At 40.8% G+C, this 24,476-nt stretch carries 27 protein-coding genes; 22 read left to right on the top strand and 5 right to left on the bottom strand.

The genetic code is table 11. The features are described from left to right. The first annotated feature begins 117 nt into the window (after positions 1-117). The 7 genes from ACXAEY_RS11000 to ACXAEY_RS10970 all read left to right on the top strand — a co-directional run bounded on the left by ACXAEY_RS11000 (position 118) and on the right by ACXAEY_RS10970 (position 2,797). Positions 118-243, top strand: coding sequence for an FbpB family small basic protein (locus ACXAEY_RS11000; protein ID WP_270181947.1), 126 nt, complete (start codon positions 118-120; stop codon positions 241-243). A 60-nt stretch (positions 244-303) separates the two neighbouring features. After that, complete coding sequence (sspN, locus tag ACXAEY_RS10995) at positions 304-447, top strand: small acid-soluble spore protein N (RefSeq protein ID WP_270181948.1); 144 nt, start codon at positions 304-306, stop codon at positions 445-447. 136 nt (positions 448-583) lie between these two features. After that, positions 584-1,108: a hypothetical protein gene (locus ACXAEY_RS10990; protein ID WP_270181949.1), complete on the top strand. Its 525-nt coding sequence runs from the start codon at positions 584-586 to the stop codon at positions 1,106-1,108. A 53-nt stretch (positions 1,109-1,161) separates the two neighbouring features. Further along, complete coding sequence (locus ACXAEY_RS10985; RefSeq protein WP_474812003.1) at positions 1,162-1,650, top strand: hypothetical protein; 489 nt, start codon at positions 1,162-1,164, stop codon at positions 1,648-1,650. Positions 1,651-1,736: 86 nt separating this feature from the next. Beyond that, the gene (gene tlp, locus ACXAEY_RS10980; protein ID WP_270181951.1) at positions 1,737-1,946 is read left to right on the top strand and encodes a small acid-soluble spore protein Tlp; all 210 of its coding nucleotides are present in this window, start codon (positions 1,737-1,739) and stop codon (positions 1,944-1,946) included. Positions 1,947-2,055: 109 nt separating this feature from the next. After that, entirely contained in the window at positions 2,056-2,490 is a 435-nt protein-coding gene (locus ACXAEY_RS10975; protein WP_270181952.1) for an acyl-CoA thioesterase, read from the top strand. A 4-nt stretch (positions 2,491-2,494) separates the two neighbouring features. Beyond that, positions 2,495-2,797: a hypothetical protein gene (locus ACXAEY_RS10970; RefSeq protein WP_270181953.1), complete on the top strand. Its 303-nt coding sequence runs from the start codon at positions 2,495-2,497 to the stop codon at positions 2,795-2,797. 36 nt (positions 2,798-2,833) lie between these two features. On the opposite strand, the gene ACXAEY_RS10965 is transcribed toward ACXAEY_RS10970, so the two are convergent. Beyond that, complete coding sequence (locus tag ACXAEY_RS10965) at positions 2,834-3,127, bottom strand: HesB/YadR/YfhF family protein (RefSeq protein ID WP_270181954.1); 294 nt, start codon at positions 3,125-3,127, stop codon at positions 2,834-2,836. 146 nt (positions 3,128-3,273) lie between these two features. On the opposite strand from ACXAEY_RS10965, the gene ACXAEY_RS10960 reads away from it, so the two are divergent. The 4 genes from ACXAEY_RS10960 to ACXAEY_RS10945 all read left to right on the top strand — a co-directional run bounded on the left by ACXAEY_RS10960 (position 3,274) and on the right by ACXAEY_RS10945 (position 5,347). After that, complete coding sequence (locus ACXAEY_RS10960) at positions 3,274-4,197, top strand: SGNH/GDSL hydrolase family protein (protein ID WP_474811998.1); 924 nt, start codon at positions 3,274-3,276, stop codon at positions 4,195-4,197. Between the two features lie 38 nt (positions 4,198-4,235). Beyond that, entirely contained in the window at positions 4,236-4,883 is a 648-nt protein-coding gene (locus ACXAEY_RS10955; RefSeq protein WP_474811995.1) for a uracil-DNA glycosylase family protein, read from the top strand. A 136-nt stretch (positions 4,884-5,019) separates the two neighbouring features. Continuing rightward, positions 5,020-5,157 carry a hypothetical protein gene (locus tag ACXAEY_RS10950; RefSeq protein WP_474811994.1) on the top strand — a complete coding sequence of 46 codons (138 nt, stop codon included), beginning with the start codon at positions 5,020-5,022 and terminating at the stop codon, positions 5,155-5,157. 94 nt (positions 5,158-5,251) lie between these two features. Beyond that, positions 5,252-5,347, top strand: coding sequence for a putative holin-like toxin (locus tag ACXAEY_RS10945; protein ID WP_425589651.1), 96 nt, complete (start codon positions 5,252-5,254; stop codon positions 5,345-5,347). A 2-nt stretch (positions 5,348-5,349) separates the two neighbouring features. Here the strand turns inward: ACXAEY_RS10945 and ACXAEY_RS10940 are convergent, their stop codons facing one another. Continuing rightward, positions 5,350-6,225, bottom strand: a complete 876-nt coding sequence (locus ACXAEY_RS10940) for a helix-turn-helix domain-containing protein (protein ID WP_474811992.1) — start codon at positions 6,223-6,225, stop codon at positions 5,350-5,352. 168 nt (positions 6,226-6,393) lie between these two features. Here ACXAEY_RS10940 and ACXAEY_RS10935 point away from each other — a divergent pair, with 168 nt between their 5' ends. Further along, a complete protein-coding gene (locus tag ACXAEY_RS10935) occupies positions 6,394-7,167 on the top strand; it encodes an SDR family NAD(P)-dependent oxidoreductase (RefSeq protein ID WP_474811990.1) in 774 nt (257 codons plus the stop codon). A 50-nt stretch (positions 7,168-7,217) separates the two neighbouring features. On the opposite strand, the gene ACXAEY_RS10930 is transcribed toward ACXAEY_RS10935, so the two are convergent. Next, positions 7,218-7,775 (bottom strand): hypothetical protein, encoded by a 558-nt coding sequence (locus ACXAEY_RS10930; RefSeq protein ID WP_474811989.1) that lies wholly within the window; start codon positions 7,773-7,775, stop codon positions 7,218-7,220. A gap of 172 nt (positions 7,776-7,947) precedes the next feature. Here ACXAEY_RS10930 and dat point away from each other — a divergent pair, with 172 nt between their 5' ends. The 4 genes from dat (at position 7,948) to ACXAEY_RS10910 (ending at position 14,949) form a co-directional block, all read left to right on the top strand. Then, entirely contained in the window at positions 7,948-8,781 is an 834-nt protein-coding gene (gene dat / locus ACXAEY_RS10925; RefSeq protein ID WP_474811986.1) for a D-amino-acid transaminase, read from the top strand. 189 nt (positions 8,782-8,970) lie between these two features. Beyond that, positions 8,971-10,437 (top strand): degradosome RNA helicase CshA, encoded by a 1,467-nt coding sequence (gene cshA / locus ACXAEY_RS10920; protein ID WP_270181961.1) that lies wholly within the window; start codon positions 8,971-8,973, stop codon positions 10,435-10,437. 110 nt (positions 10,438-10,547) lie between these two features. Next, entirely contained in the window at positions 10,548-14,123 is a 3,576-nt protein-coding gene (locus ACXAEY_RS10915) for a dynamin family protein (RefSeq protein WP_474811982.1), read from the top strand. Positions 14,124-14,136: 13 nt separating this feature from the next. Further along, complete coding sequence (locus ACXAEY_RS10910; protein WP_474811979.1) at positions 14,137-14,949, top strand: sulfurtransferase; 813 nt, start codon at positions 14,137-14,139, stop codon at positions 14,947-14,949. A 43-nt stretch (positions 14,950-14,992) separates the two neighbouring features. On the opposite strand, the gene ACXAEY_RS10905 is transcribed toward ACXAEY_RS10910, so the two are convergent. Further along, entirely contained in the window at positions 14,993-16,147 is a 1,155-nt protein-coding gene (locus ACXAEY_RS10905) for an aminotransferase A (protein ID WP_474811976.1), read from the bottom strand. A gap of 307 nt (positions 16,148-16,454) precedes the next feature. After that, entirely contained in the window at positions 16,455-17,903 is a 1,449-nt protein-coding gene (locus ACXAEY_RS10900; protein WP_474811973.1) for a PucR family transcriptional regulator, read from the bottom strand. 126 nt (positions 17,904-18,029) lie between these two features. Between ACXAEY_RS10900 and ACXAEY_RS10895 the strand changes: the two genes are divergently transcribed. The 6 genes from ACXAEY_RS10895 (at position 18,030) to ACXAEY_RS10870 (ending at position 24,453) form a co-directional block, all read left to right on the top strand. Then, the gene (locus tag ACXAEY_RS10895; protein ID WP_474811970.1) at positions 18,030-19,397 is read left to right on the top strand and encodes an aspartate aminotransferase family protein; all 1,368 of its coding nucleotides are present in this window, start codon (positions 18,030-18,032) and stop codon (positions 19,395-19,397) included. A gap of 17 nt (positions 19,398-19,414) precedes the next feature. Continuing rightward, positions 19,415-20,110, top strand: a complete 696-nt coding sequence (locus ACXAEY_RS10890; protein ID WP_270181967.1) for a CoA transferase subunit A — start codon at positions 19,415-19,417, stop codon at positions 20,108-20,110. Beyond that, complete coding sequence (locus ACXAEY_RS10885; protein ID WP_270181968.1) at positions 20,080-20,736, top strand: 3-oxoacid CoA-transferase subunit B; 657 nt, start codon at positions 20,080-20,082, stop codon at positions 20,734-20,736. Before ACXAEY_RS10890 ends, ACXAEY_RS10885 begins: the two co-directional genes overlap by 31 nt. Positions 20,737-20,739: 3 nt before the next feature. Continuing rightward, complete coding sequence (locus ACXAEY_RS10880; RefSeq protein WP_474811968.1) at positions 20,740-21,987, top strand: peptidase; 1,248 nt, start codon at positions 20,740-20,742, stop codon at positions 21,985-21,987. A 193-nt stretch (positions 21,988-22,180) separates the two neighbouring features. Next, entirely contained in the window at positions 22,181-23,035 is an 855-nt protein-coding gene (gene ablB / locus ACXAEY_RS10875) for a putative beta-lysine N-acetyltransferase (RefSeq protein WP_474811966.1), read from the top strand. Between the two features lie 38 nt (positions 23,036-23,073). After that, entirely contained in the window at positions 23,074-24,453 is a 1,380-nt protein-coding gene (locus ACXAEY_RS10870; protein WP_474811964.1) for a sigma-54 interaction domain-containing protein, read from the top strand. Positions 24,454-24,476 lie beyond the last annotated feature (23 nt).

Genomic DNA, 24,476 nt, shown 5'->3' with positions numbered 1-24,476 from the left:
AGTAAAACTCGACGGTCTTTTTTGTATCATTTCACAAAAAAATTGCGTTTTTTGTATTAAATATTCTGAATTCGGGAATACTTGCAATAAAGCGACGCGTTACGAAAGGAGAACATGATGAGAAAAACACAAAAGATTACTTTCAAAGAACTGGTCTCTCAGTATAAGCAGGAACTCATGAACGACAAAGAAGCAATCGAGCGTATTGAAGACAAGTTTGAAAAGAAACACGCAAAAAATTAACACTAAAACCTGATAATTCTCCTCTTATTGCACAGTATAACTGTAAAGGAGGAGATCTTTATGAGTAATCCAAAGCGATTTCCGAAATCTTTTGCTCCTAACCATTTATCTTCCCTTCATCCAGAAGCAGAAGGAAACAAAGGGAAGCAGATGCAAACAAAAGGGAATCCAAAGCCAGACTATGCTCCCCCTAAAGGGAAATAATGCTTGCTAGACCAGAAGGAGTGATCTTTCTGGTTTATTTCATTTATAACAATTTATAACAAAGTTTGTAAAAACGTCTTAAAGGTAATAAGAAAAGCGAATGATTACAATAGATATGTTTTTCGGGGGGATCTTTATGACGATTACAGCAAGAATAGAACCAATTTCAAATTTCAGTTCCAAAGAGGCACCAGAAACTGGACTCCTAATCAAGGAGTTAGAAATAAAGATGCAACAGATGGGTTACCTAGTTCCTTACCGTGAAGAGTTAAATTGGGAGAAGGCGATCGCCAGCCTAGAACTAGGGGAAAGTAAAACGTTGCATAGCTTGAAAAAAGCAGCAGCGAAGAATGACCGTGTGTTATTAACGTATGCGAAGCTTTTTAAAGGTACAATTTTTCAAAATCTAATTCTTCATCCAAACCATACAGGCATTTATCTCCCTTTTCGATTTGAAGAACCGTTCACACTCCAAATCGAAGGACAAAAAATTTGGGTAGGATCATCGATAAGGCTGCTTGAAGAATTGTCATGGTTACAAATTAGTTTTGATCAAGGAAAATACGATGAGAACGTAAAGGAATATTGGCGAAACTTCATCGACATCACTCAGAAAAGTATCGACTTTATGAGCCCTATTATCTTTGAAGAAGCCGTTTAGACGATTTTTTCCAATAAAAAAAGGGTAAAGGGTCCGTAAGGTGGGTGATGATTATGGAAAGAAAAGATTTACTAGGCAGTGAAATCTTTAAAATGTTTGAAGCTTCAGGTCCTCCGTATGGTTGTGGAACAGCCGCACTGACTGGAGGATTTGCCTCAAGACTAGCGGTCATGACGTTAACGATCTCAGGAATCGAGCATGACCTTGAAGATGTACCTAGAACATACTTCTTACTTTGTGATGAAGATGATGTACAATTCGAAGAGTTCTTAGAGAATGGCAGTGCTAAAACGTTAAACGATGTACCGATGAGGCTTTTAGAATGTACGTATCGTCTTATGCTTGAACTCTCACAGTATGAGAAAGACATAAAAAAGAACGTAGTCGTTGACTACCGAATGGCGATGCGATTGTTAAGGCAAGTATTTGAGGCAGCGGAAAACATTTTGCTTTCAAACGGATGCAGTGCAGAAATGCGGAAAGACATGCTTGCTTACGAAAATGCCCTCTATGGAACCCTTCCAAAAAGCTTGCAAAACTAAAGGATAAAAGGATAGGACCACCCTTTCTCACACATACTAGTAGGGCAACTGAGTTGCAGGACTGTATGAATAGGGAGGGCAACATAATGAAAGCAAAACCTGATGATCGACGAGATAATGCTGAAAAGTTGAAGAGAATGGTACAGGATACGATCGAAAACATCCATGATGCTGAAGCATCGATTGAATTTACGGATAGCGATCAACAAAAACAGCAAATTCAAGCCAAAAACGAACGTCGTGCGGATAGCATCGATGCGATGAGAGAAGAAATTAAAGACGAGGAACATAAATAATCGGTAACCGATTGGAGCTGAATGGCGATTTCCATTCGGCTTTTTTCATTACGTAACGTGCAATTATGATAAACTAGAGATGGTTAGCTATAAGTAAGGAGGATATCCAGTGTTTATATCAACTACACCAATCACTGTCCGCTATGCTGAAACGGATCAGATGGGCGTTGTTTATCATGCCAACTACTTGATTTGGTTTGAGCTCGGACGAACCACTCTAATAAATGACCTCGGATTTAAATACGCTGATATGGAAGAAGAAGGGATCTTATCTCCTGTTGTTGACATTGAAGCGAGCTATAAACGCCCTGTGCGTTACGGAGACGAAGTACGAGTCAAGACCTGGGTTGAACACTACGACGGAATTAGAGTCGTTTATGGGTATGAAGTGACGAAAGAAGACGATACGATTTGTGTGACAGGAAAATCGGTACATACTTGTGTGAAGAAGGAATCTTTTCGACCGATCTCGATCAAGAAACGTTTTCCGAAGTGGCATGAAGAGTATGAAAAAGTGAAAAAACCGTTGAGTAAGGAATTATAAAACGATGGCATTTGGACTTTCAAAAGAAGAATTAAAAGAATGGAAACGAAACGTTGCGAATGGAGAAGTTGCGTTTCTAACTCATTATTGGTATGACCCTCGATTTCCTCAATACAAAACTGTTACAAAGGCTGGCTGTAGAGATGTAGCTAAGTTAGTGGAGTGGGGGAAGAAATACAATTTTAAAGGCGAATGGATCCATGATCGAGAAGGGTATCCGCATTTTGACTTATTAGGGAATGAGCAAGTGAGAGTGCTTAAGAGCGAAGGACTCATCAGCCATCTAGAAAGGTTTAAGCTGATTTGAAAACGCGAAAGCTTCATTGCTTTCGCGTTTTTTTGATCACTGCTTCCCATGTTGAAAAACGATTTCGTCTTTTTTTCTGCTGTATTTAACAGTGAAGTCAAGTTCTTCGAAAAACCAAATGTCTTTTTCTTCAACGAAAAACGTAATGCCTTCTTCTTCGGTCGATAAAGCTGGTTCAGTTGGGGCCTCAACGGTCATTCCGAGTGAGAAACCATCTTGAACGGTGCTGCATCCTCCTACGCGTACAAAAAAGCGGAGCGAATCACCTTTTTCTAATGCCATTTCACGCTTGAACCAGTTCAATGCTGGCTGGGTAATCGTTATCATCATAATTATTCCTCCTGACACTACACTACGTTACATATCTATTATAAAGATGTAATGTTATCTTGCAAAGGAATGCATCTGTTAGAATTAGTAGTTATAAGAAGATATAATAAGGGTATAGAAGGTATTGAACTGAGGAGGGCTTTAACTTGAGTAAGAAAAATATTTGGCTGATCGTTTTCCTCACCTTCGCCGGTGTCATCCTATTGAGTATCAAGCCAATCATGGAGCATAGGAGTCAGCGGCTGAATGAACTAAAACAAGCAGCTTCGATGATGGTCGTGAATGAAGTACCGAATGAAACCGTCATCTCTTCTATCGCTGAAAGAAACGAATTAGAAGAGGAAGAGGAAGCTGGTTCACAAGAAAAAACGAAGGCTGCCCAAAACGAAAACGAACCTGAAGAGATAGAAGATGCTGATATAAGAATGGTTGGACTAGGGGATTCGCTTACAAAAGGAAGCGGTGATTCCACTGGTCAAGGCTATATCGGGCGTCTTTCGACGAATATAGAGAGTGACACGGATACTCGCGTTTCAGTCCAAAATTACGCAGTACATGGTAGACAAACACCAAAATTATACAAAATTCTTTTCGAAGAAGAAGTTGAGAATGCAGTGAGCGACGCTGATGTTATTTTGATGAGTATTGGCGGGAACGATTTGATGAAAGTCGTGAGAGAACATTTCTTAGACTTACAGATGGCAGATTTTCAAAGAGAGCAGTCTTCCTATGTCGATCGTCTTGATAAGATCATGAATCGCATTCGTTCTTTGAATAGCGATGCACCGATTATTTTCATCGGACTTTATAATCCTTTATTAGAGAGTTTCCAATCAATAACTGAGATCGATCAAATCGTTCAAAGGTGGAATGGCATAACACAAACCACTGTAGAAAAAGATGAGAACACAACGTTTGTGCCTGTTTATGAACTTTTCAATTCAGTTGATGAAAATCTGTTCTTTGAGGATCAGTTCCATCCAAACGACGATGGCTACGAATTGATGGCACGACAAATTCAATATCACTTAAATCAAAGTGACATCATGGATGATATCCCGATCGAATGAAGAGCACCTATAAGATATGAACAAAGGCAGTGGTTAACTTGGATAAACAATATGAAGAAGAATATAATCGATTAGCTGAACGTTATTGTGTTGAGCCATTCATCACACCTAAATCTAGGTTGATTTTCATTCTAGAATCACCTCATGTTGCGGAGGTTAAGAATGGGGTTCCTGTAGCTGGAGCTTCAGGTGCTACGATGGCAAAAAAGCTATTCGGTCAGGAATACAACAAGCCGCTAGGATTATTGTTAAAAAAGCATGAAGAGGATGACGTCGATCGGCCTTCACTAGATACGATCGGATTGTTGAACGTATGCAACATCCCGATGCAGAAGCGTCCCTATCATCAAAATGACATCGAATCTGCTGCGGATTTATTAGAACGATTAGAAACAATTCGAAAATATAACCATAAGGATTCTTTTAAAGAAGAAGAGCTCAATATCGTTCAATCGTTCATACTTCATAAGTTTAGGGAGCGTCTTGCTGCTTTATTAGATAAAGAAGTGACATTAGTACCGTGCGGGAGATTCGCGCAAAAGTTCTTCCGTCTCGCAAACGTTTCTAGCGAAAATTGGACGGTTATCGAAGATGTACCACATCCATCTTATAATTCATGGAGTCGAGAGCGCTATCAAGAGCCTGTTTCACAGGTGATCGAAGCATTAAATCGTCATAAAGTATAAGTAAGTTTATTGGAATGATCCAAAAGCCTTATCCTAAGAAGGATAAGGCTTTTTAGTTATGTCCAAGCATAGAATAGGACAAACGCATAATTTTTCCCAAACCTGTAATATAAGTGTAACAAAGGGGGGTGAAGTGATGAAAAGATGGTCATTAATGCTACTCGTTTCCATCGTTTTATTAGGTGGCTATGCGATTGCTCCAGTAGAATCGAGTGAAATGGCTCAAGGGGTTATGGTTCAACTCGATGAAGACGATCTACCATACTGTCACTAATTAATGAAAAGGGGTCTTTCACGTGTGTGCAAAAATGAAATACGATCGTAGAAAAATGAATAGTCCATAGCCTCATACGAAAGGAGGTAGCATGATGGAAGAGCTAACGTTATTCATCACTGCTGGTTTATTCTTTGTATCATTGTTTAACTTTATTGTGATTTTAATAGAAAAAACGAAGCATAAATAGGGTTAGCACCCAATCTTTTTAACAAACGTCTCGACGTGTTCTTTATAGGGTGTATTTTCTTCTAATTGAAAAATGGTGGATGAGGTGGACAAGTATGTTTGTGCAAGATCCTTGTTCCCAAGAAGGTGATGTAGCTTTCCACATTGAAAGGTGAGCTCACCAAATAAATAAAACCGCTGTTTCTCTCGACAAATTTGCACGCCATCTTTCGCAATTGAGAGCGATTTTTCGTAATCACCGGTAGAGGAAAGAGCTTTAGAATAATTATAGTATAGTCTGATCTCAATCGTCTCATCGTTGATGATAGGGTAAAAGCGAACATGATAGAATGCTTTCTTATACAGTGGAAGCGCTTGATCCCATTCTTTTTCTTCACAGTGTAAAATCGCCATACTGATTAATATTTCTATTTCTCGCTCAGAAAAATTTTTCGAGGTGGTTGCAGTTAATAGAAGGGCGTCCTTAAGTAACTGGAATGAACTGTGAGGATCATGCTCGATATAATAGTGGCAGATCGCCTTATGCCACAACAAAAACTGACGATTTTTAATCGTAGAAAAGAGAGGGTTGTTTTCTTCATCAGAGAGGATTTCAGCGACGGTATGATACTCACGGTTCTTAATGTGTCGCCTTACCTGACGACATACTTCGTTCACATAATCCAGGCGAGGCGTTTCTATCATATTAAAAAAGTAGTTGATGTCTACTCCTAGTCTAGATGCTAGGTGATAGAGAAGTTCTGCTGACGGTGAAACGTCACTGTTTTCAATCTGACTGATCAATGCTTGAGTACAGATGCCATCTGCTAAATCAGCCTGCGATAGCCCAAGGTACATTCGAAGTTCACGTAAGGAAGTTCCGAGTGTATCCTGTCGCATCTGCTATCCCCCTTTTAGTTTGATTATATCACAAGGAAATATTATCCATACATAATCTTTTTGTTTTGATTACCATAACAACATTATGTTAATTAAATAGTTGCAGGAAGTTCGCCCGATATCTAGAAGAAATTCATGTGACACAATTTTTACAAGGGGTGGGCTTTGGTGAATTATTTACCTTCATTCGAATTGACAGATCAAGTAGTAGTAGTAACAGGAGGAGGAAAAGGGATTGGAAGAGCCGTTGCGATCGGTGCGGCTGAAGCAGGTGCAGATGTTGCAATCCTTGCTAGAACTTCTTCTGATATTCAAGAAACGGCAGGTTTGATCAGAGATAAGGGGAGAAAGGCTTATCCGATTCAAACAGATATAACGAGCAAACAAGAAATTGAAGAAGCGGTGTCGCAGGTTTATCAAGAAGCTGGGAAGATCAATGTATTGATTAATAACGCTGGCATGAATATCCGATCGAAAGCTTCAGACGTAACGGAAAATGAATGGAATAAGATTTTCCAAACGAACCTTCAGGGGGCGTTTTTTATGTCGCAAGCATGCGCAGCCATCATGAGGGAACATGGGGGAGGTAAGATAATCAATGTTTCCTCAGTTGCAGGACATGTAGCTCTTCGTACGGGTGTTGTGTATGCTGCAACGAAAGCGGGCATGATACAAATGACGAAGAATTTAGCGCTAGAGTGGGCAGAAGATCGTATTTCAGTAAATGCGATCGGTCCCTGGTATTTCAGAACACCACTAACGGATCAATTGCTTGAGAATAAGGAATATCTTGAAGATATCTTATCAAGAACACCGATGAATCGAGTAGGAGAGTTGAAGGATCTCGTCGGAGCTGCCGTGTTTTTGTCCTCTGAAGCGTCGGACTATATGACGGGGCAAACACTATTTGTAGATGGCGGCATGACGATCTATGGATTTTGATCTATATGAAGTCAATATAAAAAACCGTTACAGAGTAACGGTTTTTTATATTAGTCAGCTACTTCTGCAGAGATGCTTGGAGCTGTAAGTCCAGCGTCTTCGTAAACTGTTGCTAACTTTTCTTCAGCTGAAGCGAATAGGTTATCTGATTCTTCATAAACATAACCAGCTTCATCAGATAGGTTTGATGCTTTTGTTTCATATGCTTTTGCAAGATCTTCTAGAGCGGCTTCAAGGTCACTCTTGTGAGCTTCAAGTTCAGCTGGAATTTCCATGCCACGAATATCTTCAGCGATCGTGTTTGCAGCAGTTTTTGCTTCTTCTTTCATCGTTGCAAGCTCTTCATCAGATGGCTTTTCTTCTTGCGCTTTAGCAGCTTCAAAAGCGGCGATCGGTGCATCTTTTTCATTGATCATACCTGTAAGGTTCATTTGGAAATCAAGTAATGCACCTTTAACATCAGTTTGATCACCATTTTCTTCAGAGCTAGCTTGCTCGTTGTTCTGGCCGTTATTCTCAGAAGCATTTTCGTTAGCGCTATTACCATTGCTACAAGCTGCTGCGAATACTAGAACCAGAAGCATAGTTAGAGATAAAACCTTTTTCATCCGTGTAACCTCCTGAAATGTTAGAATGTTCTCTACAGATACAAATACTAGTCTAATAGCCACAATTTGTAAATAGATAATTTGTATTAAAATTAAAAAGTGTGTTTATACTTTCGACACAAAGAATATGTTAAGGTGAAATGGTATATATGTTAGACGGGAGTGGATTAACATGATTCTATTAAATGATGAAATAATATCAAAAGAAAACGCTTCTATTAATATAGAAGATAGAGGATATCAATTCGGTGACGGTGTCTATGAAGTGATACGAATCTATGATGGCCGCTTCTTTGAATTAGAAGGTCATTTTGAGCGATTAGTAAGAAGTGCCAAGGAAATTCATATTGATCTGCCTTTCGATCAAGCTACGTTCACTAAGAAAGTGAATGAGCTAGTCGAACGGAATAACGTTTCGAATGGACACCTCTATATGCAAGTTTCTCGAGGCGTCGCACCTCGTAATCATCCATTCCCTTCAAAAGCTGAACCTGTAGTAGTGGCATATACCAAAGAATATGAAAGTAATGAAACACCTCCACCTGGGAAGGCCATGTTCACAGAAGATATTAGATGGCTGCGCTGCGATATTAAAAGCTTAAACTTGCTAGGAAATGTACTAGCAAAAGAAGAGTCCAAAAAACAAGGCTTTGATGAGGCGATCTTCCATAGAGGGGAAATTGTGACAGAGGGAAGTTCTACGAATGTATTCATGGTGAAGGATAGCGTTCTTTACACGCATCCTGCTAATCAATTCATCCTAGATGGCATTACGAGAAGAGCAATCTTACGTGCTGCGGAGGATTCTGGGATCACCACTGTTGAAAAAGCGTTCAGTAAGTCACAACTACTTGAAAGCGATGAAGTTTTCATCTCGAGTACAACACAGGAAGTTAGACCTATTATCGAAGTGAGTGGTAATCAAATCGGATCAGGAACCATGGGGGATGTAACCGCTCTCCTGCAAAAGAAATTCAAAAAGCGACTTCCGAATGCCGATTCATAAATGTAAAATATTTTTTTCTCGCAGTTGAATTTTTAATGCGATAGTGGTACTGTTAATTAGCGCTATATGTGAATGAAGAATTGCTTGTTTAGAGCATTTTCCAACATAAGGAAAATGCTCTTTTTAAAAATGATGTGGAGAGCATTCTCCAGTTTATAGCATTTAAATGTAAAAAGGAGTTTTTATACGTTGAAAAAATTTCAAGACCTTGGATTAAGTAATACAATACTCGAAGCTTTAAATCAGATGGGCTTCGAAGAAACGACACCAATTCAAGCTGGTACGATTCCTCTAGGACTACAGAATAAAGATGTAATCGGACAGGCTCAAACGGGTACGGGTAAAACTGCAGCGTTTGGTATTCCAATGATCGAGAAAATCGATACATCTCTATCACATGTACAGGGAATCGTGCTTGCACCTACTCGTGAGCTTGCTGTACAGGTAGCTGAAGAATTGAATCGTATCGGCCAAGCAAAGGGTGTACGTGCGCTTCCGATCTACGGTGGTCAGAGTATCGGTCATCAGATCAAAGCCCTTAAAAAGCGCCCTCAACTCGTTGTAGCAACACCAGGACGCCTAATCGATCATATGGAACGTAAGACGATCCGTCTTCAAGAAGTTTCCTTCGTTGTCCTTGACGAAGCAGATGAAATGCTTAACATGGGCTTCATCGAAGATATCGAAAAAATTCTTAAAGGTGTTCCTGAACAGCGTCAAACGCTTCTATTCTCAGCGACGATGCCTAAGCGTATCGCGATCCTTGCAGAGAAGTTCATGACGAATCCTGAGACGGTTAGAACGAAATCAAAGGAAATGACTGTTCCTCAAATCGATCAGCATTATTACGATGTACGTGAACCGAAGAAATTCGATCTACTTTGTCGTCTTCTTGATATTCAGGCTCCTGAGCTAGCGATCGTTTTCGGTAGAACGAAAAAACGTGTTGATGAAGTAGCGGAAGGCCTTAAGAAACGTGGCTATATGGCAGAAGGCATCCATGGTGATCTTCCTCAAGGCAAGCGTGACCAGGTGATCAAACAGTTTAAAGACGGTACCATCGATATCATGGTAGCAACAGACGTAGCTGCTCGTGGTCTTGATATCAGCGGAGTTACACACGTTTATAACTTCGATATTCCTCAAGACCCAGAAAGCTATGTTCACCGTATCGGTAGAACAGGACGTGCTGGTAAGTCCGGTCTCGCTTCAACATTTATCACGCATCGTGAATACGATCACCTTAAGACGATCGAAAAGATCACGAAGCGTTCGATGCAAAAGCGTTCGATTCCAAGCTTTGCTGAAGCGATGGAAGGGCAGCAGCAGTCTGCTATCCAACAGCTTCAAAGCACGATCGAAGAACAGGATCACAGCGGATATCGTTCTTCAGCTGAGCAGCTTCTAGACGATCACGATCCAGTAACGCTCGTATCTGCAGCTCTTAAGCTTCTAACTAGAGAACCAGATACAACGCCAGTTAAAATTACAGACATCGCACCTCTACGTGCGAAGAAAAGCCATGGCCGAGGTGGTGGTGGCGGCCGCGACCGTCGTAACCGCAACGACCGCGGTGGACGTAAAGGAAACTACCGTCAAGACCGTAGTTCTGGTGCAAAGCGCCGTAAGTTTAACGACAAAAAGAAAAATTCTTAATTATCATAGCCGGGGCCTTTCCCGGCTTTTTTTCATATATAAATACTGGGAAAAACCCTTTGAAAACGTTATCCTTATAGAGACACTACTTTGAAAGGCAGCGGAACGATATGAAAAACAGTCAGCAGACAGTACAACTAAAAAATACAGAATTACTGATAAAGAGGCTAGCACTAATCAAAAACGAGTTGGATTCTAAAGAAGTTTCTAAAATCGAACAGCTAATTGCGAAGCTTGAGAGTGGAGAGCAGCACTTTTTATTTTCTGGTCATTTCTCTGCTGGAAAGTCTACTTTAATCAACTCATTATTCGATCGAGATCTACTACCATCGAGTCCGATACCTGCTAGTGCAAACACAGTAAGGGTGAGAAGTGGAGAGCAGGGTGCAGCCGTAGATTTCTTTAATGGCAAAAGAATGGTGTTTCAAGCACCATACAATATTGACACAGTAAAAAACTACTGTCTGAACGGTGATGAAGTGGCTCAAGTCGAGTTGAGTGCTCCGTCGTCTTTTCTTGAAGAGGACGTCATTCTTATCGATACGCCAGGAATCGATTCAACGGATGAGGCGCACCGATTAGCGACTGAGAATTCAATGTATGTAGCTGATGTTGTGTTTTATGTAATGGATTACAACCATGTTCAATCTGAAGTGAACTATCAATTCATCCGTGAGCTCCATCGTCAGAAAAAGAAAATTATTTTAATCGTCAATCAAATCGATAAACACAAAGAATCAGAGTTATCCTTTAGCGCGTTTAAGAAGTCTGTAGCTTCTTCTTTTCAAGCTTGGGGCATGACGTTAGAGTCCTTCTTCTTCATCTCACTCAGGGACCGTTCTCACCCACATAACCAGTTTGAGCAACTGAAGGTGTATATTGAAGGACTTGCAAAAAAATCAAAAGAAGACAAGGTTCTGAGCGTATACGAGTCTGCCCGATCATTGATTAACGAAGTGGCGACGGTTCATCCAGAAGATGATGAAGTGAGCGACGCAGTGTCTGCTATGTCAAAAGCAATCGCATCACAAAAAGAAAGAATCGCTCAAATGCAGACAAAGTTCGATTCTGAGGCAACAAACATTTCGAAGGGTGCTATGTTGATGCCTTATGAGGTAAGAGAGGCAGGAAGGGCATACCTAGAATCCATACAGCCGGGCTTCAAAGTTGGATTGATTTTTCGCGATAAAAAAACGGAGCAAGAAAGAGAACAGCGGCACGACGTTTTCGTAGAGAAACTAAAAGAACAGGTCAAGTCTCAATTAGAATGGCATTTTCAACAGTTGCTACTTTCACTAGAAGAAGAGGCAGGAATGGTTCAGAAGAATGAATTAGCTGACTATGCCGTTTCGGTTGATTACGCGATTGTGAAGCATGAAGCTGAAAAAGGTACAGGAGCAACTGGCGAGGCTGTTTTACACTTCACAGAGAATATATCAAACAGGTTGAAGTCTCAGGTCAAAGGACAATCAGAACGTAAAAAAGACGCTCTTATAGAGAAGTTAGAGAAAGAATTGCAAAATTTTCAAGAAGAAGAGAAAGAGAAATTCTCTAATGCAGTAGGTAAAGAACGAGCGAAGGAATATTTCAAGTTAGTGAATGAAGCGTCCAAAACGAAAGAAGGATTGGAAGATCTATTAACAGGGAAACGCGATTCAGAAGCTAAAGGAATCGATATGGAAGAGCTTCTTGAGCTTCCTAAAAAAGAGGTTATTTATGTAGAACCTGATCACTCGAATGAATCTATAAAAAGAACGCATGTAGAGAGAAAAAAAACAATTGCCGATACCAGCTCTCATGATGATCTACCGTCTCGAAAAGAAACCGTCACAGCACTGAATAAGGCTGCCGAGATAATCGAAGACGTTCCTGGACTTACTCAAAGTCGTCGTTCACTGCTGTCAAGAGCGGATAAGCTTGAGCACAAATCGTACACAGTTGCTCTCTTTGGGGCGTTTAGCGCTGGTAAATCTTCATTTGCTAATGCGCTGATCGGTGAAAGAGTTCTTCCTTCATCTCCAAATCCTACGACGGCAACTCTAAACAGAGTATGTCCCGTAAGCCCTGACCACGTGCACGAAACAGCTGATGTGTTTTATAAAACTGAGGAAGAACTGCTAAAAGATATTCAGCATTCACTTGCGTTCTTCGGTGAGAAAACTTTCTCGATTGAAGATAGTTTACGCTTAATTGAGAGTGGAAAAATATTCGCAAGAGAATCCTCAGATACAAAACCACACGCATTGTTTTTAAGAGCGGTTTTAGAAGGTAAATCACAGCTTGACTATTTAGGAAAACGTCGTACTGTTGCGATAGAAGAGTACAAAGATTTAGTTGTTAACGAATCTAGAGCTTGTTTTATCGCTTCCATCTCCTTATATCATGACAACGCTCTTACTAGAAAAGGAATCACTCTAGTGGATACGCCAGGGGCTGACTCGATTAATGCGAGGCATACAGGGGTTGCTTTTCAATACATCAAGGAAGCAGATGCGATTCTCTATGTTACCTATTATAATCACGCATTTTCAAAGGCTGACAGAGAGTTTCTCATCCAGCTGGGTAGAGTTAAAGACGTTTTTGAAATGGATAAGATGTTCTTCTTGTTGAATGCGGCAGACCTTGCAAAAGATAGTGAGGAACTTTCGATTGTTGAAGAACATGTTGAGGACCAACTTGCTCAATACGGGATACGACAGCCTACGCTATTTCCAGTATCGAGTTTAGTTGCCATGACCGATGAAGCTTCTGTTTCAACACTTCCGGACGTATTGCAAGAAAAGGGCGGTGTGAAACGGTTTGAAGATCGTTTCTATACGTTCATTGAGTCTGATCTATCGAAAATGGCAATCCAGTCGAACTGGAGTGAGCTTAACCGAATGATTGTGATGCTTGAATCATGGTTAACGAATTTTGATAGTAATAGTGTTGAGAAGGAAGAGGATATCGAGCGGTTAAAAACAGCGAAGTCGAATGCGGTCAAGAAGATAAATGAGTATTCTGTTAAGTCTACAGAAAGTAAGATCAAACAAGAAATTGAAGAGCTAATTCATTATATTCCTCAACGTCTTTTTTATCGGTTTGGTGATTTTTACAAGGAAGCATTTAACCCGTCCATGCTTACTAGAAAAGAGGGCTTAGGTAAAGCGATAAACGACCTTATAGGGGACTTAGAAAAAGATTTAATTCAAGAAATGAGAGCAGCTTCACTAAGGATGGACTATTTTATTCAACATGAATTGAAATCAAATCATCGAGAATTATTCAATTTGATCAACAAAGAGTTGCCAGATTTCTTAAGTGAAATGGATAAAATTGAGGAGATGGAAACTCCAGAATTTACAGCTTCTTTAAAAAAATGGATTTCTAGTGAAGAACTAGTGAAGACTGCTCGGTCAGAATATAAAAGTTCAAAGCAGTTCTTTGAACAACAAGGTAGTGCAAACCTGCAAACAAAACTCTCAGCTCTTCTAGAGGAGCCGGTGAAACGATATGTGGAACGTATTAAAGAAAGTTTAGAAAGCAAGGTTCTTCGCTTTTATGATCAGCAAGTGATCAATGTAAGAAAAAACATCGAGAAGAGTGTAGATCAGTTTGTAGAGTCTCAAATCGAAATGAAAATGAGCTCTATTGAGAAAAAGCAGCTTGCAAGTAAGATCAACGAACTTAAGTACCTAGCAAAGTAGAGGAGGGAGACAGATGAACAATATTGTATCAGTTGACTGGTTAAAGAAACACCTCGGTGATGAAGATACTATAGTAGTAGACTGCCAATATGATTTATCTGACAAAGAAAGTGGGTACAACGCATACCTTAATGGACATATCCCTGGTGCTCGTTATGCAGATCTAGAGAAGGATCTATCAGGACCAGTAAAAAAGCATGGCGGTAGGCACCCCCTCCCGAACAGGGACAAGCTACAGGCTGCATTAGAAAAGCTTGGAATCAACGAGAACTCTAACGTAATTGCATATGACAGACAGATGGGCGCTATGGCTTCAAGGTTATGGTGGCTACTTGGCTACGCTGGTCATACGAATCGAGCAGTTCTCGATGGTGGAATTAAAGCATGGGAAGATGCTGGATATAGACTTGAATCGGAAGAAGTAGAAGTGAAGCGTACCGCATACCCTATTACACTTAATGAGGAAATGATCGTTACGATGGAAGAGGTAAGAGACGCAATCAAACGAGGAGAAAAAATCATCGATTCGAGAGCAGAAGAAAGGTATTTAGGACAAAATGAACCGATCGATAATCGAGCTGGTCATATCCCAACTGCGACGAACCTGTTTTGGAAAAACCACTTAAATTCAGATCATACGTGGAAAGACAAAGAGAGTAGGGGAGGGGTAACGAAAGAAAATGATGCCCCGATCATCTACTGTGGCTCAGGTGTAACCGCTTGTGTAAACCTACTGGCCTATCACGATGCAGGAATTGACGCAAAGCTTTATCTCGGCAGTTTTAGTGACTGGATTAGCTATGAAGACAATCCTATAGAACCGTAAAAAAAGCGAGTCCTGATTCAACAATCAGGACTCGTTTTTTATTTTATAACTTAGAGAGGAATGACTCGAGACGATCCATGCCTTCTTTTAGAATTTCCATATCGTATGCGAACGAAATCCTCACATAGCCTTCACCATATGCTGAAAACGCGCTTCCTGGGACTACAGCAACGTTTCCTTCCTTTGCAAGCTTCATCGCGAAGTCAAAGGAAGACATGCCAAATTGTTCGATCGATGGGAGGATATAAAAAGCGCCATCAGGCTTAACAGGAGAGAGGCCCATATCTACAAGTCTGTTAAACACATAGTTCATTCGGTTTTCATATTCTGTCCTCATTGGAATGGCATCTGGTGCCCCATGCTCGAGAGCTTCTAATGCAGCATGCTGTGATACGGAAGAAGCACACGAAACGTTGTACTGATGAACCTTTAAAATATGCTTTGCGATATTCGCTGGGGCGAATAGGAAACCGATTCGCCACCCGGTCATTGAGTGTGATTTAGATAATCCGTTGATGACGATTGTCTTATCTCGCATCCCTTCAAATTGTGCGATTGAGGTATGCTTTCCGGAAAATGCTAACTCTGAATAAATTTCATCAGATAAAACAAAGATCTCCTTATCTTTCAGTAACTCGGATAGATCAGCTAATTCTTGCTCAGAAAGAGCTACGCCTGTCGGATTTGAAGGCGAAGGAAGAATGATGCATGTTGTTTTTGGAGTCAAAGATTTTTCAATTAAGTCACGTGTAAGCTTAAAGTCATTCTGTCTTGTATCGATATGAACAGGTGTTGCTCCACAGAGTGTAATGATCGGCTCATACCCTGGGTACACAGGTCCAGGCAATAGAACTTCTGAGCCTTCCTTTAGAATCGTACGTAACGTTATGTCTATAGCTTGGCTCGCTCCTGAAGTTGTAATGATCTCATGATTTGGATCATAAGATAAGCCATATTTTGATTGGACAAAATGTCCAACTGCTTTCCGTAACTCGATCATACCAGCATTGTGTGTATACGTAGTTTTATTGTTATCGATTGCAACTTTCGCAGCATCTTTAATGTGCTCTGGAGTATGAAAGTCTGGCTGACCGATCGTGAGTGAAATCATGTCTTTGTAATCAGCAACCATATTAAAGAATTGTCTTATACCTGATATTTCAATTGATTTTACTTTTGGGTTGAGGAGGTGTTCCATAGTCGCGTCTTCCTTTCAGAGAACAATATAAACATAATTGTAGCATAGTTTTATTGGTATCGTCGAAATGGACTGAATCGATCCTTTTTTCCACAATCCCCTTTTTTCTCACCTGTTGATAAATGGAGGAATCCTTAGTATGATAAGCTTTCTGACACTTATCAACAGGTGAAACCATATACCCTATAGAGGTATTTTTGAAAGTTTAGGGGGTATCATGGTCGGTGAGTAATTACCCACAGAATTCTGTGGATAACCAATTTTCTGACGATAATAAAAAGTCCGCACGCTCGAATGCGTGCGGACTTTAATTTGAAAGAATACGGTCGGTTAGATAAGCTAACAGTGCGATTTGAATGTGAATGCGAAGCTCGTAGGAATAAATGTTGATTCCGGTTAATTTCTCAAGCTGTTTGATTCGATAGTTTAATGTGTGGCGATGAACAAAAAGTTTTTCTGCGGTTCGATTGATGACGAGATTGTTTTCAAGAAACGTCTCAAGTGTTTTAAGAAGTTCTGACTGATGTTTTTCATCATAATGGATAATTGGAAGCAAAAGAGGTTCGTAGTACGTTTTGAGGTCTACGCCATTGTCTTTTAGCTGTATAAACATTTGATACGCGCCAAGTTCTTCATACATTACGATTGGATTACCTTTATACTTTGAGAATAAATGAGCGGCATAAGCTTCTTTGAGTGCCTTGTCGAGATCATGAATTCCGACGACGTAGGAGCTGATACCAGAAGAAGAGCTCTGAGTTTGAAATGCATCGATGTCAGTTAAATCTCCTGTGAGTAAAAGTATAAGGTGATCGATTTTCCTTTTTGCAATGCCTTTTGTCTTGGTTATAAGCCGTTCGTGAACGAACTTTTCTAGGTGTTCGAGGTTATGTGAGGAAATGATGACGATTCGATTCTTTCCTTCGAAATCAAATCCTAATTCATTGCTTTTCTTTAGGATGGCTTCTTCACTTTCATAGTTCTTTGTAAGCAATATATCTAAGAAATCAGCTTGAATTTGAACTTTCGTATCATGAATAATTTGTAGTTTTTGAAATTCGATTGCAAAGATCGGGATAGCTTGCTCTAACGCTAGGCGGTCTAAAGGTGAGATGTCACCTTCTTTTTGAATCACCATCTTACCGATGACCCGTCCATCTCCTCTTATATGATACGTCTCCTCTACGTGAATTTTTCTATGAACGAGTGATGAACTTGCTAATAGGTTTTGATCTTTATCATATAAGAACACATTTCCGTTGATAAGCTTCGATAGAGATCGTGAAATGACAGAAAGTCCCACGTTTTTTAAAACGAGTGAAGTTAAATCTTCTTGTATTCGCTGCGTATATGCGAGCATAGAAAGCTGTTTGTTAACGAGCTGTTCGAGGATACTCCTCGTCACAGTTGAAAAGTTCATCGTTCTAGGTATCTCGAGTAAAGGTAGCCCCGTACGATTAGCAGCTTCGATCATACTGGTTGGAATCACATCGAGATAGAAACCAGTATGAATGGCGAGTGCTGATAGTTTCCTGCTCGCTAGCGTATCTATTAAATCTGAATAAAATCCTTCTGCTTCATGCCAACCATACGCTGTTGTAATTAAAAACTCACCTTCATGTAAGCGTGAAACATCCTCCATCACTTCTACAATCGTGATCCATTTAATGTTATTGTGAAGCCCCTGTTTTCCTGCGATCAATTTTATTTCTTTCATCTCTGGTAATTGAAGCGCTTCATATACTGTGATCGACATGGATGTCCCCCCATTCTCTTATCCAAATCGTACAATAAAGTCAGAATTTTTTGTATAAAAAGTAGATAGAAAATTCCTGTATTTCATCATAGGCTAATAATAAAAAGAAAAAGGGGAAGTGATTTTATGAATAGAACTCATTTAATCAAACCACTTCTCGGATTGGACTATGGGGTCATTTCTCACGGTCAGGGAATTTACTTGTATGACGAAGATGGCAATACGTTTATAGACGGTTCTTCTGGTGCCATAACTGCGAACTTAGGTCATGGCGTTAAGGAAATCAATGAAGCGATGACCAAGCAAGCTGAGAAAGTATCGTTTGTTTACCGTTCACAGTTCACTAGTCGTCCCGCTGAAGAATTAGCCGAAAAATTATGCAACTCAGCACCTGGGGATTTAAATTATATCTTCTTTGTAAATAGTGGTTCTGAAGCGATGGAAACAGCACTGAAAATCGCTGTTCAATTTTGGCAGGAGCAAGGGAGGCCTACAAAGAACAGAGTAATATCAAGATGGATGAGCTACCATGGGATTACGATGGGCGCATTATCGATGTCAGGACATGTGATACGTAGAAGTCGCTTTTCTTCCATGCTAGAACATTACCCATCTCTCTCTCCGCCTTATTGCTATCGATGTACGTTTGAGGGGAAGTGCCCGAACTGCTCGGAACTTTATGCGGCAGAATTTGAACAAACAATTCAGAGACTTGGTGCTGATACGATCGCAGCATTTGTTTGTGAGCCAGTGATCGGCGCAGCCGGAGGAGCCGTTGTGCCGCCTGATCACTATTTTAAAGCAATGAAAAAAGTTTGTGATCGCTATGATATTTTATTTATCGCTGATGAAGTAATGACTGGACTTGGGAGAACAGGAAAGATGTATGCGATGGAACACTGGGGCGTTCAACCTGACATCATCGCATTAGGGAAGGGAATGAGTGCCGGATTTACGCCTATGGCAGGAACGTTAGTATCAGACCGAATCATCGAAACCATCTATAATGGGTCGAAGATTGTCCTGAGTGGTCATACGTTTAGCGCGAATCCCTTATCATCGGCAGTTTGTCTAGCGGTCTTTGACTATTTAGAACGTAACAACGTCATCAAAAATGTTGAACAACAAGGTGACCATCTTATGAACGGTTTAGTGAAGCTCAAATCCTTTTTTCCAATCATAGGAGATGTAAGAGGAAAGGGTCTGCTCACAGGCATAGAACTTGTGAAAGATACGATATCAAAAGAACCGTTCCCACTTGAACATCAAATAACCAATAGATTGATCAGTCATTGCTACGATGCTGGGTTACTCGTCTACACTGCTGCAGGAGGACTAAACGGATCAGCAGGCGATGCAATTCTCGTTGCACCACCCCTCATCATAAATGAAAAAGAAATAGACTTGATACTCGATAAACTTTATAAAGGATTCACGAGTTTAATGAAAGAATTGATGGATCAGGGACTATATGAAGCAAGATCGATCAGTTGATAAAGGGGAGGAAGAAAATGAGAAAGAGTAAACTCTGCCATCTAGATGATCTTGACCTTTTGAAAGATGGAATGACGATCATGTGCGGTGGTTTTGGAGGCGTTGGTTCTCCACCAACCTTGATCGATTGGATATTGGATTCTGGCATAAAGGGTATTACGTTGATTTCTAACGATGCAGGGTTTCCCTGGATCGGACCAGGAAAGCTCGTCACTGAGAAGCGTGTGAAAAGGTTGATCGCTTCGCATATAGGTTCTAATCCAGAGGCTGGGAAGCAGATGCATAGCGGAGACCTTGAGGTAACGTTTTACCCTCAAGGAACCCTTGCTGAGAAGATTCGAGCAGGCGGCATGGGACTCGGAGGAATCTTGGTGGACGTTGGACTAGGAACGTCGATCGAAGAAGGAAAAGAGAAAGTTACCGTTAATGGAAGAGAATATATGATTGAACCTGCATTACAAGCAGATTTAGCGATAATTTCGTGTAAAAAAGCCGATGGGTATGGGAACCTCATTTATGATCAAAGTGCGAGAAATACCAACCCCCTCGTCGCTTCAGCAGGGAATATTACGATAGCAGAAGCTGATGAAGTTGTGGATATTGGGCAGCTGCATCCTGAAGAGATCATCACACAGGGTGTTTTCGTTGATCATGTCGTACAAAGTAAGGGGGTTGATTGGAAATGGGTATGGGAGCTGAAACAAGAAAGTTGATCGCTAAACGAGCAGCAGAGGAGATTGAGTTCGGGATGATGGTTAACCTTGGAATCGGTATTCCTACTCTCGTAGCTGATTATATTCCTGATTCTTTAGGGGTCATGCTACACACGGAGAACGGAATATTAGGAATGGGAGGAAGTCCTGAACGAGGACATGAAGATGGAAATCTTTCTAATGCGGGAGGCTATCCCGTATCGATCATCAAAGGAGCTTCTTTTTTCGATAGCGCTGAAGCGTTTGGGATGGTTCGAAGGGGCCATCTCGATATTACGATTCTTGGCGCATTAGAAGTAAGTGGTAAAGGTGATATTGCAAACTGGATCGTCCCAGGAAAGCGGGTGCCAGGTATGGGAGGAGCGATCGACCTCGCTCAAAAAGCAAAAAAGGTGATCGTTCTGATGAGTCATACCACAAAGGATGGCAAGCCCAAAATACTTACAACCTGTTCGCTTCCTCTTACTGTAAAGGAAGGAGCAAACATGATCATAACAGAGAGGGCTGTACTTAAGATCGAGAGTGGTGGTCTGAAGCTGATTGAAATTATGCCAGGATACACCGTTGAAGACGTCCTTAATTCAACTGAAGCGGAAATTGAAATCGAGCTCGTCAGGAGGAATTAAAGCATGGAAAAAAACGTAAAGGAATGGATGGAGAGAAACAAAGAATATGGAATAGAACTCTTACAAAAGCTCGTTACATGTGACAGTGTGCAAGGGAACGAAGCGTATGTACAAGATATCGTTGAAGCAGAACTTAAGCAGTTAGAGTTACAAGTCGATCGGTTTGTTCCGGGTGAGGAAACGACATCTCACCCTTTCTTTTGTGCCAACCGTACTGACTTCTCAGATAGCCCGAACGTCGTAGGTGTAAGAAGAGGTACGGGTGGAGGACGTTCACTGATATTAAATGGTCACGTTGATGTTGTGCCCCCTGGTAAGAGAGAGGACTGGACTAGTGATCCATACAGTGGTGAGGTAAAAGACGGAAAGCTTTATGGAAGAGGTTCGACAGACATGAAGGGCGGCAATACCTCTATGTTACTCGCTCTTAAATGCTTGAAAGAACTAGGTATTTCTCTAAAAGGAGACCTGATCTTTGAAAGCGTCGTAGAAGAGGAAAGCGGTGGGACAGGTACGCTTTCAACCATTCAGAGAAATTATAAAGCAGACGCTGCACTCATTCCTGAACCGACTAACTTGAAAGTGTTTCCGAAGCAACAGGGTTCCATGTGGTTTCGATTACGGATCAACGGTCAATCTGCTCACGGGGGAACACGGTATGAGGGAGTTTCAGCGTTAGAGAAGAGTTTGATTGTAATCAACGCGATTCAAGCTCTCGAAAGAAATCGCAACCAAAATATAAACGACCCACTCTATAAAGAAATTCCTATTCCAGTTCCGATCAATTTAGGAACAATAAAAGGAGGCGACTGGCCGTCTTCTGTTCCTGATCAAATTACGATCGAAGGCAGGATGGGTGTTATTCCAGGGGAGACTTTAGAGGATGCCAAGGAAGAGATGGCGAGCGCGCTTAACGCGATTGATGATGAATGGTTAAAGAAGCATCCCGTCGAACTCGAGTGGTTTGGAGCTAGGTGGCTCCCAGGAGAAGTACCTGTCGAACATCCATTGCTAGCTATCTTACAGCGTAATTATAAGAAGAGCGCTGGCGAAGAAATACAAATCGAAGCATCTCCTTGGGGGACTGATGGAGGCCTACTTACTGAATTGGCAGATACCCCTTCTTTAATCTTTGGTCCTGGAGAAACAGCTCTTGCTCATTATTCGAATGAATATGTAGACATTGATAAAATGATGCTCGTTGCAGAAATTTACGTTCATACCATTATAGAATGGTGTGGCCAAGCATAAGAAAATATAGTTAGCAATTCTTTCAGTTTAATGATGAAGATGATCAGCGTAAGCATCTAATAATTAGAACACGTCATTAGACATTTTTTTAAGCTTGATAAGAACGGGAAACCGTTCTTATTCTTTTTATCGTGGAGGATTTCGGTAAGAAAAAAGCGAAAAAAATAAAAAGGAAATAAAGGTGGGGGAAGGTATGGGAGAGCATAGAGAATTAGCGATGGACCAGCACTATAAAGGGACTGACTATGCATTTCATTGTAATCACGATCTTTTTAATGAACGTATTAGAATTGAACACTACTCAGGAAATGTAAAGCATGTGATCGCTCATGTGCTTCGTCTTTTTACAGACGATTACTCCAAATGTATCGTCAAAGTGAAAGAAGGAGACTTTTCAACATTTATCAGCATGGGTTTTTCATACGAAGGAACAATCAATCGCTACTTTTCTGGTGTCGATATGCATGTGATGACGAAGTATAAACAAAGCTGGCGCCGTAATGCGAAACGCTGGGAAGAAGAAGAAAAAATCATCGATGGGGTATTTGCGAAAACACCTTCACCTCTCTCTGAAAAACCAAACATGAGACGAGCGTCTGAGAAAGATGCAGAAAAGCTATCAATCTTGTATAAAGAGGTATTCGACGTATACCCAACTCCGATGGACCAACCGGAGTATATACGAAAAGTAATGAAGGAAGGCACGATCTTTTATTTGGTTGAAGATGATAAAAAAATTACGAGTGCCGCATCTGCAGAAGTAAACAGAACGTTCCAGAATGCCGAGATTACAGATTGTGCAACGTTACCTGATAGTCGAAAAGGTGGTACGATGAGACATCTGATTCACGCTCTTGAATCCACCCTATTAGAGGAAGAAATCTACTACGCCTACTCGATCGCGAGGAGCTTATCGTTTGGGATGAACGCAGTCTTTTGCCAACTTGGATATGAATACGGTGGAAGGCTCACTAATAATGTGAAAATTTATTCCGATTGGGAAGATATGAATCTATGGAGTAAATCTCTTGGTGTTAGTGCCGAATAATTGGCGATGCAGACGGAAAATGGGCGGGAGGGTAGCTTATGGTCAAACAAAGCGCCATGACGGATGGGATGTTTCAAGCAATATTAGAAAGCATCGATGAAGGAATCCATGCTGTTAATAGTGAGGGTTTGACGATCTATTATAACGAAATCGCCGCGAAGCATGATGGATTGAATGTCGAAGATGTCTTAGGAAAACACTATCTTGAAGCATTCCCTTCACTTTCTAAAGAAACGAGCACACTTTCATATGTTCTTTCAACAAAGAAGCCGATCTTTAATAAAGATCAAACATATAGAAATGTAAGAGGAAGTCTTGTCTCTACCATAAATACCACTCTTCCGATCATCGTGAACGATGAACTAGTAGGTGCTGTTGAAATTGCGCGGGATATCAGTAGAATAAAGAAACTTTCTGATAAAGTGATGGAACTCCAAGCTAAGTTGACGAACAATACTTCAAAGGAATTCGATAATGGCACGTCATACACGTTTACAGACATCATCACATCAGATGAAACGTTTCTGAAAGTGAAGAAATGGGCACGGATGGCCGCGCAACAAGTATCGCCTGTTCTCGTGTATGGGGAAACAGGTACAGGTAAAGAGCTAATTATTCAATCGATCCATAATGCTTCAGGAAGAAAAGGAGCATTTATCGCTCAAAATTGTGCAGCGTTGCCTTCAAGCATTCTAGAATCTATTTTGTTCGGTACATCTAAAGGGACGTTTACAGGTGCTGAAGAACGACCTGGTTTGTTTGAGTTAGCTGATAAAGGAACGTTGTTTCTCGATGAGATCAATTCGATGCCAATAGAAATACAAGCAAAATTGCTACGTGTTCTTGAAGATGGTGTTATTAGGAGAGTGGGAGCAGTCAAAACACGTCGTGTCGATGTTCGGATCATCGCAGCGTTAAACGAAGAGCCTGAATTAGCACTAAAAGAAAAAAGGTTACGAGAAGACTTGTTTTACAGATTGAATGTCGTGTATTTGAAGATTCCGCCTTTGAGAGAAAGGCGTGGGGATATACCTGACCTAATCCATCATTTCATCCAAAAGTATAATACTGTATTAAACAAAAATGTTCAAAGCATTGAGAAAGATGCTTTATCGCTACTGTGTGATCGGAAGTGGCAAGGTAACGTTCGCGAGCTTGAGCATGTTATCCAATCAGCGATGAACTTGTCAGAGACCGACAAATTGTTTATAGAGGATTTCCCTGCTATACAAATAAGCGAGACTCCAATGCAGTCGTCTGAATCACTTCGCGACGTGCTACGCCATACAGAAGTTCGGTTAATCGAGAAGGCTATGGAAAGCGCAGGAGGAAACATTCAGAAAGCAGCCAAGCAGCTTCAGATCCCTAGGCAAACATTGCAATACAAACTCTCGAAATACGAAGGTGCCGAAAATTGAGCATAAATTATTTATGCGAAAGA

It is taken from the genome of Anaerobacillus sp. ABA4_114 (assembly GCF_056159065.1).
This window is presented reverse-complemented; position numbering and strand designations above follow the sequence as displayed.